14 protein-coding genes are annotated in these 16,858 nt (G+C 61.7%); 5 read left to right on the plus strand and 9 right to left on the minus strand.

The annotated features are described in order from the left end of the window. Positions 1–338: 338 nt before the first annotated feature. Together HB376_RS22905 and gabT are read right to left on the minus strand one after the other, a co-directional pair. The gene (locus HB376_RS22905) at positions 339–1,808 is read right to left on the minus strand and encodes an NAD-dependent succinate-semialdehyde dehydrogenase (protein WP_213765956.1); all 1,470 of its coding nucleotides are present in this window, start codon (positions 1,806–1,808) and stop codon (positions 339–341) included. Beyond that, entirely contained in the window at positions 1,805–3,088 is a 1,284-nt protein-coding gene (gene gabT, locus HB376_RS22910) for a 4-aminobutyrate--2-oxoglutarate transaminase (protein ID WP_213766026.1), read from the minus strand. The genes HB376_RS22905 and gabT overlap by 4 nt, the downstream gene beginning before the upstream one ends. Before the next feature lie 124 nt (positions 3,089–3,212). Here gabT and HB376_RS22915 point away from each other — a divergent pair, with 124 nt between their 5' ends. Then, positions 3,213–4,700, plus strand: coding sequence for a PLP-dependent aminotransferase family protein (locus HB376_RS22915; protein WP_213766027.1), 1,488 nt, complete (start codon positions 3,213–3,215; stop codon positions 4,698–4,700). 36 nt (positions 4,701–4,736) lie between these two features. On the opposite strand, the gene HB376_RS22920 is transcribed toward HB376_RS22915, so the two are convergent. Together HB376_RS22920 and HB376_RS22925 are read right to left on the minus strand one after the other, a co-directional pair. Then, a complete protein-coding gene (locus tag HB376_RS22920; RefSeq protein ID WP_213765957.1) occupies positions 4,737–5,069 on the minus strand; it encodes an XRE family transcriptional regulator in 333 nt (110 codons plus the stop codon). Further along, a complete protein-coding gene (locus HB376_RS22925) occupies positions 5,066–5,392 on the minus strand; it encodes a type II toxin-antitoxin system RelE/ParE family toxin (protein WP_346730556.1) in 327 nt (108 codons plus the stop codon). Before HB376_RS22925 ends, HB376_RS22920 begins: the two co-directional genes overlap by 4 nt. A 237-nt stretch (positions 5,393–5,629) precedes the next feature. On the opposite strand from HB376_RS22925, the gene HB376_RS22930 reads away from it, so the two are divergent. Next, on the plus strand, positions 5,630–6,100 hold the full coding sequence (locus HB376_RS22930; protein ID WP_213765958.1) for a MarR family winged helix-turn-helix transcriptional regulator: 471 nt from the start codon (positions 5,630–5,632) through the stop codon (positions 6,098–6,100). Between the two features lie 37 nt (positions 6,101–6,137). Here HB376_RS22930 and HB376_RS22935 read toward each other — a convergent pair whose 3' ends face one another. From HB376_RS22935 to HB376_RS22955, 5 genes are all read right to left on the minus strand, one after another. Further along, the gene (locus HB376_RS22935; protein WP_213765959.1) at positions 6,138–8,408 is read right to left on the minus strand and encodes a molybdopterin cofactor-binding domain-containing protein; all 2,271 of its coding nucleotides are present in this window, start codon (positions 8,406–8,408) and stop codon (positions 6,138–6,140) included. 116 nt (positions 8,409–8,524) lie between these two features. After that, entirely contained in the window at positions 8,525–9,169 is a 645-nt protein-coding gene (locus HB376_RS22940; protein ID WP_213765960.1) for an N-carbamoylsarcosine amidohydrolase, read from the minus strand. Positions 9,170–9,194: 25 nt separating this feature from the next. Next, positions 9,195–10,229, minus strand: coding sequence for a 2,5-dihydroxypyridine 5,6-dioxygenase (locus tag HB376_RS22945; protein WP_213765961.1), 1,035 nt, complete (start codon positions 10,227–10,229; stop codon positions 9,195–9,197). 49 nt (positions 10,230–10,278) lie between these two features. Next, positions 10,279–11,106 (minus strand): alpha/beta hydrolase, encoded by an 828-nt coding sequence (locus HB376_RS22950; protein WP_213765962.1) that lies wholly within the window; start codon positions 11,104–11,106, stop codon positions 10,279–10,281. 103 nt (positions 11,107–11,209) lie between these two features. Next, a complete protein-coding gene (locus HB376_RS22955; RefSeq protein ID WP_213765963.1) occupies positions 11,210–11,962 on the minus strand; it encodes an Asp/Glu racemase in 753 nt (250 codons plus the stop codon). A 318-nt stretch (positions 11,963–12,280) separates the two neighbouring features. Between HB376_RS22955 and HB376_RS22960 the strand changes: the two genes are divergently transcribed. The 3 genes from HB376_RS22960 to HB376_RS22970 all read left to right on the plus strand — a co-directional run bounded on the left by HB376_RS22960 (position 12,281) and on the right by HB376_RS22970 (position 16,849). Continuing rightward, entirely contained in the window at positions 12,281–13,441 is a 1,161-nt protein-coding gene (locus HB376_RS22960; RefSeq protein ID WP_218627348.1) for an FAD-dependent monooxygenase, read from the plus strand. 89 nt (positions 13,442–13,530) lie between these two features. Further along, complete coding sequence (locus tag HB376_RS22965; RefSeq protein WP_213765964.1) at positions 13,531–14,040, plus strand: (2Fe-2S)-binding protein; 510 nt, start codon at positions 13,531–13,533, stop codon at positions 14,038–14,040. 46 nt (positions 14,041–14,086) lie between these two features. After that, positions 14,087–16,849, plus strand: coding sequence for a c-type cytochrome (locus tag HB376_RS22970; RefSeq protein ID WP_255631507.1), 2,763 nt, complete (start codon positions 14,087–14,089; stop codon positions 16,847–16,849). The last annotated feature ends 9 nt before the right edge of the window (positions 16,850–16,858 follow it).

Genomic DNA, 16,858 nt, shown 5'->3' on the forward strand with positions numbered 1-16,858 from the left:
CAATCACTGGTGGCGAAGCGTGTGGGTATCGGTGTTCGGAGAAGGAGGGGTTCACACATCCGTGGCTCTGGCGAGCACCGTGCTTTTGGGGCACCTATGAATGAAAACTGCACGCTGTGGACACTTAGGGTAGAGCGGTTAAAGCGTTTTCTTTGCTTCGTTTCTTTGTCGCTTTGGACAAAGAAATGACGTGCCGCCACGCACAGTGGCTAACAGTGATAAAGAGAAAATCCGACTCTCGCAGACCACTAACGCCGAAAGCACCAACCCGGCATCAACCCCGACCGTCCGCCCCGAAGAACCCCAGCCCAAACCACCCCCTCAAGTGCGAACGTCCCTCAAACGGCCATACACAAATACTTGATCACCAGATAATCATCGATCCCATACCGCGACCCTTCCCTTCCGAGCCCGGACTGCTTAACCCCGCCAAACGGCGCGACTTCGTTAGAAATGAGTCCGGTATTAATCCCGACCATGCCATATTCCAGCGCTTCGGCGACACGCCAAACTCTACCGATATCGCGGCTATAAAAATACGCGGCTAATCCAAACTCGGTATCGTTAGCCATGCGAATCACTTCGTCATCGGAAGAAAACCGGAACAACGGAGCAAGCGGCCCAAACGTTTCTTCCTTCGCGATCTTCATCTCTGAAGTCACCCCAGCCAACACGGTCGGTTCAAAGAAGCCGAACCCAAGCGCGTGCCGCTTGCCGCCAACTACGACCTTGGCGCCTTTGTCCAGCGCGTCATGAATATGCGATTCGACCTTCTGCACGGCGGCGTCGTTAATAAGCGGTCCGAGCAAAACCCCGCTATCCAACCCATTGCCCACCGTGAGCTTCGCAACGGCCGCGCCCAGCTTGGCGGCAAATTCGTCATACACCCGGTCATGAATATAAAACCGGTTCGTACACACGCAAGTTTGCCCACTGTTGCGATACTTCGACGCAATGGCGCCCTCGACGGCGGCATCAATATCGGCGTCATCGAAAACGATAAACGGCGCATTGCCGCCCAGTTCCAGCGATACTTTCTTGACCGTCGGCGCGCTTTGCGCCATCAACAGACGGCCGACCTGCGTTGATCCTGTGAACGACAGCTTCCTGACGATAGGATTGCCAGTCAGCTCGGCGCCGATCGACTTCGGGTCACCCGTCACGATATTCAGCACCCCCTTGGGCAACCCCGCGCGCTCGGCCAGCACGGCCATGGCGAAGGCGGAAAACGGCGTTGCCTCCGCGGGCTTGACGACGATCGAACAACCGGCTGCGAGTGCCGGACCTACCTTGCGCGTGATCATCGCGCTCGGAAAATTCCACGGGGTAATAGCCGCGCAGACGCCGATCGGCTCCTTGGTCACCACGATGCGTTTATCGGCGGCGGGCGATGCCAGCGTGTCACCCGCGACGCGTTTGCCTTCCTCCGCGAACCACTCGATAAACGATGCCGCGTAGACGATCTCACCCCGGGCTTCGGCGAGCGGCTTGCCTTGCTCGCGGGTGAGGATCATGGCGAGATCGTCGGCGTGTTCCAGCATCAGTTCGTACCAGCGGCGCAGGACAGCCGCACGTTCCTTCGCGGTCTTCTTGCGCCAGAGCGGCCACGCGGTGTTCGCCGCATCGATCGCGCGACGCGTTTCCGCCGGGCCCATCCTGGGCACATGACCGAGCGACTGACCGTTCGCCGGGTCGATGACTTCGAAGGTGGAGGCGTCGTCGGCGCCTTGCCACTCGCCGTCGATGAACGCGTCGTGACGCAGCAGCGCCGGGTCTTTTAACAGCATGGGTGAACGTTGCGCGCTCATGCTGCGACCCCCACTTCTTCTGTCAGGACACGTTCGAGAATAGCGAGTGCTTCATCGAACACGGCGTCCTGAATGGTCAGCGGAAACAGGAACCGGATCACGTTGCTATGCACGCCGCAAATCAGCAAAAGCAGGCCGCGCTCAAGCGCCAGGGTTTGCACGCGCTTGGCGAAAGCGGCATCGGCTTCGGTGGTGCCGGGCTTGCAGAATTCAACGGCGATCATGCCGCCGGGGCCGCGCACATCGGCGATCTGCGGCACGTCTGCCTTAATCGATGACAGCCGCGACTTCAGCTTATCGCCCAGTCGCACGGCACGCTCGCAAAGCTTCTCTTCATCGATGATCTCAAGCACCGCATGCGCCGACGCCACCGCCAGCGGATTGCCGGCATACGTGCCGCCAAGACCGCCGGGCGCGACCGCGTCCATCACATCGGCACGACCGACCACGCCCGACAGCGGCATACCGCCCGCCAGGCTTTTGGCGATGGTCATCAGGTCCGGCACGACGTCGTAATGTTGCATCGCGAACAACTTGCCCGTGCGCGCGAAGCCGGTTTGCACTTCATCGGCGATCAGCAGGATGCCGTGGGTGTCGCAGAGCTTGCGTAACGCGCGGACGAATTCCACGGGTGCCTGATAGAAACCGCCTTCACCCTGAACCGGTTCGAAGATGATCGCGGCAACGCGCTTGGCCTCGATATCCGCCGCGAAGAGATGCTCGATGGCCCGCAACGAATCTTCCGTCGTGATGCCGCGCAGCGGGTTCGGAAACGGGGCGTGGAATACGTCGGACGGGAACGGCCCGAAGCCGATCTTATAGGGTGCTACCTTGCCCGTGAGCGCCATGCCCATGAACGTGCGGCCGTGGAACCCGCCCGTGAACGCGATCACGCCCGGCCGGCCCGTCGCGGCGCGCGCGATCTTGATGGCGTTTTCGACTGCTTCCGCGCCGGTCGTGAAGAACGCGGCCTTTTTTGCATAGTCGCCGGGTGCGCGCGCGATGATCTTCTCGGCGAGCGAAACATACGATTCGTAAGGGACGATCTGATACGCCGTATGCGTGAAGCGTTCGAGTTGCGCGCGCATTGCCGCGACAATTTTCGGGTGACGATGCCCGGTGTTGCATACCGCGATGCCCGCCGCGAAGTCGATGAAACGGCGGCCTTCCACATCCCACAGCTCGGCGTTTTCCGCACGTTCGGCGTAGAAATCGCACATCACGCCGACACCGCGCGGCGTGGCGGCATCTTTGCGGGCTTTAAGGTCGGCATTCTTCAGGGTCTGGCTCACGGCATCGCTCCTTGGCGGGTTTTTAGGCGTTGCCTCGACTATAGTAAGATTTGGCTCTTTCAATCAGAGCCATTTCCGCGTTTTTATAGGAGCCAATTATTCGATGGCCGCGATGCGTGCAAGCATGTTGTCCGACTGGCTGGCTCAGCGGATTGAACGAACGGGCGGGCTGCCGATTTATCGGCAGTTATATGGTTTGTTGCAGCAGGCCATTCTGTCGCGGGAATTGCCGGCCGGAACCAAAGTGCCGTCGTCCCGATTGCTCGCGAGCGAGCTGGGTCTCGGCCGCAATACGGTCACGCAGGTGTATGAGCAACTCGCGCTGGAAGGCTACGTGTGGTCGGCGACCGGGCAGGGCACGTTTGTCTCGGACAGCGCGCCGGACGATATCGTAGGCGCGGAATCCATGGCGCCCGATGCGGTCCTAGCGGAACCGCGTGTGCTGTCCGCGCGTGGCGCACGGTTGTTGCAAGGGGCGGGTGTGTCTCAGCGGCAAGGCGGCGCGTTCATGCCCGGCGTGCCCGATGTATCGAAGTTTCCAGCGGCCGTCTGGAGCCGCTTGCAATCGAAATACTGGCGTCGCTTGCCGCCCGATCTGCTGACCTACGCGCCTGGTGGTGGTTTGCCCAAGCTGCGTCAGGTGCTCGCCGATTATTTGCGGACCTCGCGGTCGGTGCGTTGCACGCCGGAGCAAATCATCGTGACGACGGGGATTCATCAGTCCATCGATCTCGCCGTGCGCCTGCTGTCCGATTCCGGCGATGTCATCTGGACCGAAGACCCGTGCTACTGGGGCGTGCGTAGCGTGTTGCAAGTGTCCGGGCTATCGCTCAAGGCCATTCCGGTGGATGCAGAGGGCATCAATCCTTCTGTGGACGATCTTGCAGACCCGCCCAAGCTGATGCTGGTCACGCCATCGCATCAATACCCGCTCGGCATGGTGATGAGCCTCGCGCGGCGGCGGATGCTGCTGGAGTTCGCGCGGCAAAACGGCTGCTGGATCATCGAGGACGATTACGACAGCGAGTTTCGATACGGCAGCCGGCCGCTCGCGTCGCTGCAAGGACTCGATACATCGGGTCAGGTGATCTACGTGGGCAGCTTCGGCAAGACGCTTTTCCCGGGTCTGCGGATTGGCTATATCGTGGTGCCCGAGGGATTGTCGACGAGCTTTGCAACAGCGTCCGCCGAGTTGTATCGCGAGGGGCAGTTGTTGCAGCAGGCGGTGCTGGCCGAGTTCATCGCGGAGGGGCATTTCACGTCGCATATCCGGCGAATGCGCGGAATCTACGGGCAGCGTCGCCAGATCCTGCTGGACACGATCAGGAAGCGGTATGGCGACGCGTTGCAGATTGTCGGTGGCGATGCAGGGCTGCATCTCGTGCTGCGTTTGCCTGATGGTGTGGATGATCGCGAAGTGGCGAAAGCGGCGCTCGCGGTCAATATTGTGGTGCGGCCGCTATCGGGTTATTTCTTGAGGCCGGGCGAGGGGATGTCGGGCTTGTTGATTGGGTACGGCTGCGTGGCCGAAGAGGAAATCGAGCCGGCGTTTGAAAAGCTGGCGACGGTGCTTGACCCGGCGTTGGGCATTAGCGGGTAACACGGTCCCGACTTTCCCATTCCCAATATTCGGCGATTAACCGATTGCCAGCCGGACCGGCTTTCCCACTCTGCTTAGCATCTCGACCAACGTATCGATAGTGAACTTGGCCGTCTTCTTGTTCACCACGTCGGATACACGAGGCCGCGACACCATCAGGATCTTTGCTGCCTCCGCCTGCTTGAGATGATGCTGCTCGATCCATTCAGCAAGCTCCGACATCAATTGTTCCTTGAGCTGCTGCGTGTCGTTGATTTGCTTGCGCGAAGCGGCCTGAAGCAGCTTGGCTTCCTCGACCGAAAACCCGAGTTCACGGAACAGATTTGCGCCCGGTTTTGTCACATGGCGGATTTCAGTATCGATCGTCATTGATTGATCTTCCTTGCGTTGGCCACGGCGCGATAGCGCGCCTCGGCGATTTCTTTATCCCGCTTGCTGGTTGCCTGGGTTTTCTTCTGGAAGCAGTGCAGGACATATACCGCTTCCTCGAACTTGGCTACGTACATCACCCGGAAAATGCCGCTGCTGTCCCTGATACGGATTTCCCGAGCTCCAGCACCCACCTCCCCAAACGGCTTCCAGTCCTCGGGGTCCAACCCAGACTGAACCTTGCTCAACTGGAAGCCGGCATCCCTACGTGGCTCCTCTGGAAACTCCAGTAGGTCGTCGTAGGCGGACCCTACCCAACGGATTTATTTCTCCGGCGTCATGGCGTCCTTATGTATAAAATTTTATACCATTTTCGCCGGAACTCAAGGGTTTGTCATCGTGGCGTTCTGACTCGGGTCGGAACACCCAGGGCAGGGCGTTACAACGCCGCCGAAAGTCCGCCGCAGACTATGATAAAAAGGGACGCACGGTAGGGCTGAAGAAAACGGTGCGCCGCCGTAATCGAAGCATAATAGAACGTGTACCCTACAATTCTTCCCATGTCCAAAAAACCGCCCACCCCTGCGGATGTTTCCGCGAGCGAGGAGTATCACTTCTCCGAGCAGATCGGCCACTTGCTGCGACGCGCGTACCAGCGCCACGTCGCCATCTTCCAGGCGGCCATTCCAGATTCCGACCTGACCGCGGCGCAGTTCGTCACTCTGTGCGCGGTCAAGGAACAGCAATCCTGCTCGCTTAACGACATCGTCAAGGCGACAGCGATCGACCAGGCCACCATTCGTGGCGTGGTCGAGCGGTTGAAAGCGCGTTCACTGATCGTGGTTTCGCCCGACCCACTCGATGGCCGCAAGCTGCTGGTGCGTACCACACCGGAAGGCCTCGCGCTGATCGACCAGACCGTGCCTTTTGCCCGGCAAGTAAGCGAGCAAACGTATGGGGGTTTGAACCCGGCGGAGCGGGTTGCCATTGTGTATCTGCTGCGCGCCATGACGCGGGCGGAAGATAGCTGAGCTTGTGCGTATCGATAGACAAGCCGCTGCTACGCGCTTATCGATGCTCGACAGGCACCCGCGCTGCGGCGGCCTGCAGCGTGGCCCTGACCGCGTCTGGCGTGAATGGCGGTTCGCGGAAGCGCACGCCGGTTGCATCGAATAACGCATTGGAGATAGCGGGCGCACCGGGGAGCGAAGCAGACTCGCCGGCGCCGAGCGGCGGCTCGCCTTGCCGGTCGACCAGCACCACGTCCACGGGGGGCAGTTCGGGGAATGTCAGGATCGGATAGCTGCCCCATTCCTTGCTTGCGACCAGACCGTCGGTAAAGCGCACACGCTCTTTCATCGTGCGGCTCAGCGTCTGGATCACATTGCCGTGGATCTGATGGCGCACGCCGTCCGGATTGATCACGGTGCCCGTGTCCTGACCGACCGTCACCCGCTTGATGCGGATTTCTCCGCTGACAGTATCGACTTCCAGATCGACGATCCACGCTGACCAGGCCGCACCGAAACCGGGAAAGCGGCTATGCACATATCGTGCATACGCCACGCCGCGCCCTTGAAGCACGCGTTCGCCGGTATCGCGAGCTGGAAGGCGTCCGGCACGGGCTTGCCAGCCTGCGCGTTCGGCAACCGCTTCAAGCAACGCCACGGCCCGATCGTCCTTCAGATGACGCAACCGGAATGCCAGAGGATCGGCGCCGGTCTCGAACGCGAGTTCATCGATGAATACATCATGGGCGAAGGAGTTCGGCAGTGCGGAAACACCCCTGAACCACGATGCCCTGACGAGCGGCGCCAGGTCGTGGCAGACGAAACGGCGATGCGCGAAGGTGTAGGGCGTCACCGCGGTCCGGTCGCCCATTTCAAAGATGCGCGGCTCGGCCGGTGTCGCGCCGGTGAGCAGCAGGGCGAGCATGGGCGCATCGTTCGATGGATAGCGCGAGGCGAACGTATAACCCAGCGTGTCGCCGCTGCGTGACACCGTGCCGGTCACATCCACAACTTGTGCCGTGCCCTTGGGCTCCCACTGATGTTCGTCAGCGCGCGATAGCTGGACCCGCACCGGCTGGTCCATGGCACGCGAGAGCAGGAGCGCGTCGCCGGCAACGTCGTCGGCGCAATTGCGGCCATAGCACCCAGAGGCCTCCATGCGGACGATATCGATATCGGCTTCGTCCCGCTCGACCAGACGCGACAAGTCGTAGCGCAAGGTCTGCGGGTTCTGCGTGCCCGACCATACCGTGATGCGCCCGTCCTGATAGTCCGCGAGGGCGCAGGACGGCCCGATCGAGCCATGCATCTGGTACGGCCAGACATAACTGCGTGTAAGCGTCGTCGTGCCGGCTTGGTCCTGCACGCTCTCCACGTCGCCCTCTTCGAGCAGCAGGCGCCGCTGGGCCGGAGCCTGAGCGATGGCCTCTGCAGGGTTATCGAGGGAGGGCAGCGGCGGCAGCGGGCGCCAGCGGACACGCAGCGCACGGGCCGCGCGAATCGCCTGTTCCTCGCGCTCGGCCACCACCCCGACGAAGTCACCGATCACGACCACGCCGCGCACGCCCGGCAGCGTATCGACCGATGAACGGTCCACGTCGATCAGCGTCTTGCCGACGAACGCGCCGCAGTCATGTCCTGCATAGGGTGGCCTCACGACGCGCCCGTGCAGCATGCCGGGCACGCGCATGTCGTGAACGAAGGTCAGGGTGCCGGTGGCCTTGGCGGGCAGGTCGACGCGCGGTGTCGCCCGCCCGACAATCCGGTAGGTTGACGGGTCCTTAACCGCGATGGATGAGTCGATGGGGAGCGAGATTCGCTGCCCCTGTAGCAGCTCGCCGAAGCCGATGCGGGTCTTGTCCGGAGCAATGACATAACCGTCGTCGGTGGCAAGGCGGGCGGCATCGAGCCCCCAGCGCTCTGCTGCCAGCCCGATCAACACGAGCCGTGCTTGCGCCGCGGCAAACCTGAGCGGCACGGCGGATATCTGGATGGTCGCGCTGGCGATGGTCGGGCCCTGGTTGGGCACTTGAGCGGAGTCGCCGAGGATCATCTTGACGCGCGGGGCCGGCACGTCGAGTTCCTCCGCCACGATCTGCGCGAGCGACGTGCGGATGCCGGTGCCGAGATCGACGTGACCGTTGAACGCCAGGATGCTGCCATCGTCCAGGATCGCGACGAAAATTTCCGGCGAGTCCTGAACGTAGGAAGACCCGCTGCCCGGTTGACCGGGCGCGGGCTTGACCGGCGCGATCGGCTGCCTGACGATGGTCAGGCAGCCGCTGCGCGCGAGCAGTTCACCTCGGGTGAGCGCTGCTGCAGTGGGCATGATGGTCCCTGAAAATGCCGCTTCATTCGACTAAACCGCTTCAACGCGTGGGGCTTCAAGATCAACGATACGCTTTCGCATCGTACCCGCTAGCGTTATCTCTGCAAATCCTGCGCTCAGGCGTGCCGTTGCTCTATCGTGGAAAGGGCTTCGTCGAGCGTCATGACAGCGGCATATTTTTGTTGCATGTCGAAGAGATTCGCATCGTGCGGGCCGATCGCCCGGTCGCCGACGCAGTCCGACACAACCAGCGGACGGAAACCATGCGACATCGCATCGACCACGCTTGCGCGTACGCATCCGCTCGTGACTGCACCCGCCACGATCAACGTTTGCACCGCACGCTGCGATAACCACGGCGCGAGTTGCGTGCCGAAGAACGCGGAAGGCACGGTCTTGCGCACGACGAGTTCGCCCGCTGCTGGCGTCAGCTCAGGCACGATCGCGCTGTTCGGATGGTCTTCGGTGAGCGTCGCCATGCCTGGCACTTTCAGCGAAAACACGTTGTCGTCGCTACCGTCCGCTGCGTACACAATGCGGCTGTGCGCAACCGGCCAGCCATGCCGGCGCGCGGCGGCCAGCAGGTGTACCGTGCGTTCGATAGCCGGTCCGATGTTGCCGCCGCCGAAGGTCTTGGGGTCCGCGAAGCCGACCACGAAGTCGACAATCAGCAAGCCGATATTGCCTTTCACAGGCAAGGGCGTGCCGAATCCCTGCTGTTTGTACACGCCCGATTCGGCGTGGCTCTGGATGTCGCTCATTCAAACTCTCCGCATGGTGATTGTTCTATCGGTCCATTACCACGCCATCGCGGACCACGGCTTCGCCATCGAGCATCACGTCGCAATGGCGCAGGGGGATGTCGATGTGACACGTGGTCGTACGCTTGCCGCCTGCTTCATTGTTGGGGCCGAGCGAAAACAGGAAGTTGCCTTCGAACGCGCGCGCATCCATGCCGATGGTCGCCTCGCGGTCATACAGCCCGAGCGTCGACCAACGTGCACGAGGCTGCAAACCCCATCCGATATGCGAGATTGCGTAGCCTTCCGGATCGTTGAACGAAGCCATGTAGTCGCTCAGCAAGGCCGCGTCCACACCGCCATCGATGCGCGTGGCATAACCGTTCTCAACCGTCAGCGTGATTGGATCCGTCACGTACTTTTTCTGCGGCAGCAAGATGTCACCGCGATCGATCACGATTTGCCCGCTCGCTTGTCCGTCGTTCGGGAACGTCAGCACAAAACCGCTTGGCCAATGATCCCAGCGGCCGGGTTCATCGACGAAACCGTACTCGGAGATAGCGGGGAACTCGCCCAGCGGACACACGAGTTCCGTGCCCGCTTTTGACTTGACGCGCATTTCACGCGACGCCTTGATCCGCTCGGCCGCTGCCCGCACGCGGGTGCGATCGGCTTCGGTCGGCACGAGGCGCGCGAGCACTTCGGGTGGCTCGACTGCGAGCAGGATCTTCGTGCCGGTCGCGAGGATTTCGTGCTGCTCGGGCGAGAACAACAAGGTCATCAGGTCGAGTACGAGATCGCTCGCCTTCAACGCAGCGATAGCGGCCAGGTTGCCGGTGAGAGGCGTGGTGCCGAGATACGCGAGCGAGTCGCGGCTCAGGGCCTTTTCGCCGTTCACTGGCAGGAGGTCCAGCCGGTTGACGATCGCGCCCATGGACTGCGTGGCGATCAGCGCGCTTGAAAGCGTTTGCGGATGCGTGGACGCGCTGGTGAGGATGGTGACGGTCTGGCCCGCTTGCAGCTTCGACAACGTCAGTACCTGCTTCCATGCGGCGATCATTTCGTAATCGCTGATTGGCATGTTGACTCCTGAAGAATGAGTGTCAGTGTCGGCTTGTCTTGCGTTGCACTTAGACGAGCTTTGCGCCGAGGAAATCGCCGAAGGCTTCATAGAAGCCGGCTTCGTTGTCCCACGGAATCATGTGGCCTGCATTCGGTACGCGCGTATGCAGCAGTCCGGGGCTAAGTGTCTGCATTTCCTGCACGTCTTCGTCGAGCACCACGTCGCCGCGCGCGGCGGTGATCAGCAGCGAAGGTACGCGAAGCAGGGGCAGGTCGGCGTGGATGTCGTCAGTATGGAAACCTTCGAACGACGTCAGCATGCCGCGTTCATCGCAGGTATGCAGCCATTGCGCGCGTGTACGCAACTGGTCTTCGGTCCAGGTCGGGCAGAAAGCGCGCATGCCGTCGGCGTCGATGCCTTTCAAAGCCAGGCGGATTGAATCAACGTACCACGACAGCTTCGCCGGATACGCGCGGCGGCCCGGACCCGACACCGGCGGATCGACGAGCACCGTGTGCGTCAGGCCCTTTGGCGCGCTGCGGGCGGCGCGGATCGCGATGCGTGCGCCCATTGAATGTCCGACAAGCGCATAGTGTTCAAGGCCAAGCGCTTCAGCGAGCGCGATGACATCGGCGGCTTGCGCATCGAGGCTGTAGTCGAGCGTTGACGATGCTTCGGATAAACCGCGGCCGCGTACATCGAGCACGTAGGTATCGAACTGGCGGCCAAGCGTTTCGCCGACAAAGCCCCACGTGACCGCCGGGCTGGTAATGCCCGGAATCAGGATCACGGCGGGACGGCCGGCACGCACGCCCTCTGTGCCTCCGTAGCGCAGGTAATGCTGGCGAATGCCGTTGGCGTTGACGTTCGCGCCGTAGAGAAGAGTTGAGTTCATCGCGGAGTCCGTGGATGGATCGAAAGCTATGGTGTCGAAAGCGATTGGTAATCGATCATTCAGCCGATCAATAAGCCGATCGTTCGGCCGATCGTTAAGCCGCTCAATAAGCGCCGGAGAGCAGCGCGCCCGCGCCTGGCACCACACGCTCGAGATCCAGCTCGCGCAGCATGGCGTAGGTCGTGGCAATGGCAGCGGTGATGACCGGCTTGCCCGTCATTGCTTCGACTTGCGGCACTGCGGCAAGCGATGGCATCTGCACGCAGGCCGACAAGACGATCGCATCCACATCTTGATAGGGCAGGGTTTTCACGATGTCCGGCAACAGCCGGGGATCGTGGCGGCCGACATCCAGATTGTCGGGAATCTCGAGCGCCCGGTAGGCGACGACTTCAAAACCCTCATTGCGGATGTAGTCCACGACCAGTTCGGTCAGCGGTTTCATATAAGGCGCGACCACCACGATGCGCTTGGCCTTGATGACCTTCAATGCATCGACCAGGGCGCCCGCACTGGTGATGACCGGCGCGGCGCCGCCGTTCTCGACGGTGCGCTCATGCAGCCGCTTTTGCGACACGCGGTGGTAGCCGTGTCCCATCGCCATGATTGCTACCAGGCACGCATAACCGAGCACGTCCACGCGCGCGTCGCTGAGTTCCAGCGCGCAGCGGTCCGATTCCGCGTCCATGGCCGCAAGCTCTTCCTTGACCACCTTCTTCATGCGCATGCGGCTGGAATGGAACGTGAAACGCTCCGGGCGGATGGTTTGGCGGGCGAGCAGCATGGCCGGGATTTCCGTTTCCATCGTCGTGTTCGAACTCGGCACGATCTGGCCGATGCGCAAGGTCTTCGTCATCTAGTCGACTCCGTATGTCTTGGGCCGCCCGCGGCGGCGTTGTTGGTCTGGCAAGCGATGCAACAATTTGATTCGATAAAGTCTAGTGTACACATTGGAATTTAACAAGATTCCGAAAACATTTTTTAATGGTGCAAGCATGCTTTAGATTGGTGAAAACCCTCATTAAATGCACATATAAAGGGATAAAGCGCACCTGTGTAGACTCAATGCAAATTTTCTTTACTCAAAAAAATTCAATGTGTACACTCTATATAGGTTTATTCAACAGGCTCGGCTGAACGACTTTCGGCGAGCGCCAGACATGGAGAGATCATCATGAGCAAACCCCGTATCGCGATCATTGGCGCGGGCCTTGGCGGGACAGCAGCAGCGGCGTTGATGCAGCGCGCCGGGTATTCGGTTCGCCTTTACGAGCAGGCTCCCTCATTTTCGCGTCTCGGCGCGGGCATTCACCTCGGCCCCAACGTGATGAAGATCATGCGCCGCATGGATTGCGAAGATGCGCTGAACGTCATGGGTTCGCACCCGGACTTCTGGTACAGCCGCGACTGGAAAACGGGCGAAGCCATCGCGCAGATTCCGCTGGGCGATTTCGCGTTGAAAGAATATGGCGCGTCGTACCTGACTGTGCATCGCGGTGACTTCCATGCGCTGATGACCGAAGCGGTTGCGCCTGGCACGATCGAGTTCAACAAGTGCCTGAGCGGAATTGAAGAGGTGGACAACGAAGTGCGGCTGACGTTCGCCGACGGCAGTGTTGAGACCGCGGACATTGTGATTGGTGCGGACGGCGTGAACTCGAAGATCCGCGACCATCTGCTCGGCGCGGAACCGCCGCGTTATACGGGTTATGTTGCGCATCGCGCGGTATTTCCCGCGTCGCTGCTCGGCTCCGATCCTTTCGATCTGTGTGTAAAGTGGTGGTCGGAAGATCGGCACATGATGGTGTATTACGTGACGTCCAGGCGCGATGAAATCTACTACGTGACTGGCGTTCCACAGGCTGAGTGGCCGGCAGGGCAGTCGGTTGCGCCCAGCAGCCGTGACGAAATGCGCGAGGCGTTCGCGGGCTATCATCCGTCGGTGCAGAAGCTGATCGACGCCACGCCCGAAGTCACGAAGTGGCCGCTGCTGGAACGTGATCCGCTGCCGTTGTGGAGCCGCGGCCGGCTGGTGCTGCTCGGCGACGCATGCCATCCGATGAAACCGCATATGGCGCAGGGCGCGGCCATGGCGATCGAGGATGCGGCAATGCTGACTCGCTGCCTGGACGAGGTTGGGGCAACCGATTACGCCGGAGTGTTCGCGTTGTATGAAGCGAATCGTGCGGAGCGTGCATCGAAGGTGCAACTGGTCTCGCATAACAACACGTGGCTGCGCACTAACGAAGATCCGGCATGGGTGTTCGCTTATGACGTGTTCAACGAGCCCTTGAAGTCGCCGTCGGCCAAGCAGGCAACAACTGCCGCCGCCTGATATTTCGACCCGGCTGCGCGCGGCAGTGTCTGGATAAGCTGCCTGTCTAGAGACATTGCCGCGCGCGGTCTTGATTCGATGACTTGAAAATGAGCGTGTCTGCTTCCGCAACACAGGTTTCCGGACCGTTGACGCTGACCGTCAACGGCAGCACGCGCACGGTCGATGTGACCCGCGACACGCCCTTGTTGTATGTGCTGCGCAACGACTTCGAACTGAACGGGCCGAAGTACGGTTGTGGTCTCGGCCAGTGCGGTGTATGCACGGTGCTGCTGGACGGCGGCCCTGCACGTTCGTGCGTCGTGCCGGTTGCGGCGGCTATTGGACGTGAAACGCTTACGCTGGAAGGGCTCGGAACGCTGGACGTGCTGCATCCGATCCAGCGGGCTTTCATCGATGAACAAGCAGCGCAATGCGGCTACTGCCTTAACGGCATGATCATGAGCACGAAGGCGCTGCTCGATCGCAACCCCACGCCCGATGACGACGACATCCGCGACGCGCTGCGCTTCAACCTGTGCCGTTGCGGCACGCACATTGAAATCATGAAGGCCGTGCATCGCGCGGCTGAATACCTGAAACGCGAACAAAAACGCTGATTCATTGGATCCCCTGTAATGGACGCCCTGTAATGGACCCGATGTAATGGACGCCGTGCACGAAGGAAGTTCTGGCGGACCCGTGCTGATGCCCGAGTCGATGCTTCACGCGTGCGTGCTGGGAAATGCCGACGCTGCGCTGCTCGCGTTTGGGCACAAGCTGGCGGTGCAAGCTGGTGTGCGCTGGGTCGTTGTGGGCAACGTGGCCGCGTTCGTGGCCGAGCGTTTCGAGCTGGCACACGACGCTGCTTGCCGGCTGGTGTTATCGACTCGTGCGCAGCATGCCGGCGACACCGCCTCGTTACCCGTGCAACATTCCGGCTTGCAGCAGGAAGCGCATTACATATGGCCGATTCCGGCGGACAGGTTGGTGCCGTGCGAGGCCATTGCGCGCAACGAGGCCGGGAGTATCGCGGTCTGGAGCAGTGCTCCCGAGACCGCGGATCTACGGGCGAAGCTTGCCGCTATCACGGGCCTGTTGCCCGACCGCTTTGCGCTGCATTCCCTCGATGAGCACGCTGATCCGCTAATCGCCACGCATGCCGCGCTCGCTGCGGTTGTTTTGATGGCGGAGACTGGCCGGGCGATATGCGTTGGCGGTTATATGTCGATGTCTCAGGTCAGGGAGGCGGAAGTTTGCGTCGCGGCGTCGCTGGACACAGAAGGCGCGCTGCTCGACTGGCGCTACATGGCGCGAACGCCGGGCTTAACAGGCGGAGAAGCAGTTGCGCAAGATCCGGGTCCTTATTCTTCATCCCGTGCCACGTCGCTTGTCGACGACCCCGCCGCGCTGATTCCCGGCTCGGCGCATACCTTTGCACGCGAGTCTTTCGTCGATGAAATCGCGCGCGATCATCATCGCGATCCGGTTTCGTTTCGTCTCGATCACCTCGATCCGGTGGAGTATGGCGGCGCGAGGGAACTGATCGACACGGTGGCGCAGCGGGCAGCGTGGAACGCCGGTAAGCCGGATCGCAAGACCCGCCGCGCGAACAATGAAGTCGCACATGGCCGCGGTTTCGCGTTCGACAAACACGATGCCGCATCCGGCGATAACCCGACGCCCGACTATTCGGCGTGGATCGTCGATCTCGATGTAAACCGCCTGACCGGTGACGTTGCGCTTAAGCGGGTGGTAGCGGGGCGGGCGAGCGGCCGGCGCAGGATTGGCCGGTTGAATGGAATTCCGGCCCGGCAGATCGCTGCTGCGGCTTCGCGTGCCCTGGGTCTGCAACTCACCGCGCGACCCTCGCACGACGAGACGCCGGGTGCGCAAGCCGTATCGCATGAACTTGCTCCCGCATCGGCGGCGAGCAGCGAGGTCGCTACGCAGGTGACGGCCAATGATCGTCTGGAAATCGATGTCTCGCCAGCGGCAGCGGCTATCGCCAATGCGCTTTACGATGCAACCGGTGTGCGTTTTCGGGCGCCGCCCTTCACGCCGGAATGCGTGCTTGCGGCGCTTGGGCGTACCCGCGAGCCGGAAGGGGCGATCGGCAGCGGACTGAGGCGCGTAAAACGCTCGCTGTGGACCGCGCTCGCGGCCGGTGGGGTGGGCAGCCTGATCGGGTTGGCCTGCGCCGCGTGGCCCCTGCGTGCCCCGATTGAAGCGATCGCCCGCCCGGCTGCATCGACCTGGTCCGATGCCACCATCGCCCGCGGCCGCCAGATTGCCGAGTTCGGAGATTGCGCGGTCTGTCATACGGCGCCCGGCGGCGTGGTCAATGCCGGTGGCCTGGGCCTGGAAACGCCTTTCGGCATGGTCTACACGACCAACCTGACGCCCGATCCGAAGACGGGTATCGGCAACTGGTCGTTCGCCGCGTTCGACCGGGCGATGCGCCAGGGCATTTCACGCGACGGCCATCATCTATATCCGGCATTCCCCTATACCGCGTTCACGAAGATGAGCGAGGCCGACATGACCGCGCTGTACGCGTATTTGATGTCGCAGCCGGCGGTCGAAAATACGCCGCCTGCCACACGCTTGCCGTTTCCGCTGAATCAGCGCGCACTGGTCGCTGGATGGAATGCGCTCTATCTGAAACAGGGCGAGTTCAAGCCCGACCCGGCGCGCTCGGCGTTGTGGAATCGCGGCGCGTATCTCGTGGATGGCGCCGGACATTGCAGCGCGTGCCATTCGCCGCGCAATGCATTCGGGGCGGAGAAGGGCGGGCGTTTGTACCTGACAGGCGGGAGCGCCGAAGGCTGGGTGGCGCCGTCGCTTGTCGCCAATTCGAAGGCGCCGGTGCGCTGGACCGAGCAGGCGTTGTACGACTATCTGAAGACGGGCTTCTCGCATGAGCATGGCGTCGCGGCTGGCCCGATGGCGCCGGTCGTCGCGAGTTTGTCGACGCTGCCGGAAGAGGACGTGCGCGCGATGGCGCATTACGTGGCGTCGCTCTCGCCGCAGCCGGCCGCTGTTCCTGTTTCAAAACCCACGTACGATCCCGCCACGGACGCCGTGACCCTGCAGGGACTCGATAGCGGCCGGCGGATCTTTGAAGGCGCATGCGCGGTCTGTCATGCTGCGACGGGTGGCGTCGGCAACTTCGGGGTGCGTCCGCTGCTCTCGCTGAACACCAGCGTGAGCGAAGCGACGCCGGACAATCTGCTGAACGTCATCCAGAATGGCATTGATGCCCCCGCAACCGATGCGCTTGGTTACATGCCGGGCTTCAAGGATTCATTCGACGACCATCAGATCGCCGATCTCGTGTCTTATATCCGGGCTTCATTCGCACCGAATGAAGCGTCGTGGAAAGACGTGGCTCAGGCGTCGGCGCGAATCCGGAAACACGTGCATTAGCGTTAGGGG

The organism is Caballeronia sp. dw_19 (genome assembly GCF_018449515.1).
In the GTDB taxonomy this organism is placed as follows: domain Bacteria; phylum Pseudomonadota; class Gammaproteobacteria; order Burkholderiales; family Burkholderiaceae; genus Caballeronia.

Excerpts from the sequence above, each read along its gene's own strand:
- HB376_RS22905 (WP_213765956.1), bottom strand. The coding sequence starts at position 1,808 with ATGAGCGCGCAACGTTCACCCATGCTGTTAAAAGACCCGGCGCTGCTG.
- HB376_RS22915 (WP_213766027.1), top strand. The coding sequence starts at position 3,213 with ATGCGTGCAAGCATGTTGTCCGACTGGCTGGCTCAGCGGATTGAACGA.
- HB376_RS22920 (WP_213765957.1), bottom strand. The coding sequence starts at position 5,069 with ATGACGATCGATACTGAAATCCGCCATGTGACAAAACCGGGCGCAAAT.
- HB376_RS22930 (WP_213765958.1), top strand. The coding sequence starts at position 5,630 with ATGTCCAAAAAACCGCCCACCCCTGCGGATGTTTCCGCGAGCGAGGAG.
- HB376_RS22935 (WP_213765959.1), bottom strand. The coding sequence starts at position 8,408 with ATGCCCACTGCAGCAGCGCTCACCCGAGGTGAACTGCTCGCGCGCAGC.
- HB376_RS22940 (WP_213765960.1), bottom strand. The coding sequence starts at position 9,169 with ATGAGCGACATCCAGAGCCACGCCGAATCGGGCGTGTACAAACAGCAG.
- HB376_RS22945 (WP_213765961.1), bottom strand. The coding sequence starts at position 10,229 with ATGCCAATCAGCGATTACGAAATGATCGCCGCATGGAAGCAGGTACTG.
- HB376_RS22950 (WP_213765962.1), bottom strand. The coding sequence starts at position 11,106 with ATGAACTCAACTCTTCTCTACGGCGCGAACGTCAACGCCAACGGCATT.
- HB376_RS22955 (WP_213765963.1), bottom strand. The coding sequence starts at position 11,962 with ATGACGAAGACCTTGCGCATCGGCCAGATCGTGCCGAGTTCGAACACG.
- HB376_RS22960 (WP_218627348.1), top strand. The coding sequence starts at position 12,281 with ATGAGCAAACCCCGTATCGCGATCATTGGCGCGGGCCTTGGCGGGACA.
- HB376_RS22965 (WP_213765964.1), top strand. The coding sequence starts at position 13,531 with ATGAGCGTGTCTGCTTCCGCAACACAGGTTTCCGGACCGTTGACGCTG.
- HB376_RS22970 (WP_255631507.1), top strand. The coding sequence starts at position 14,087 with ATGGACGCCGTGCACGAAGGAAGTTCTGGCGGACCCGTGCTGATGCCC.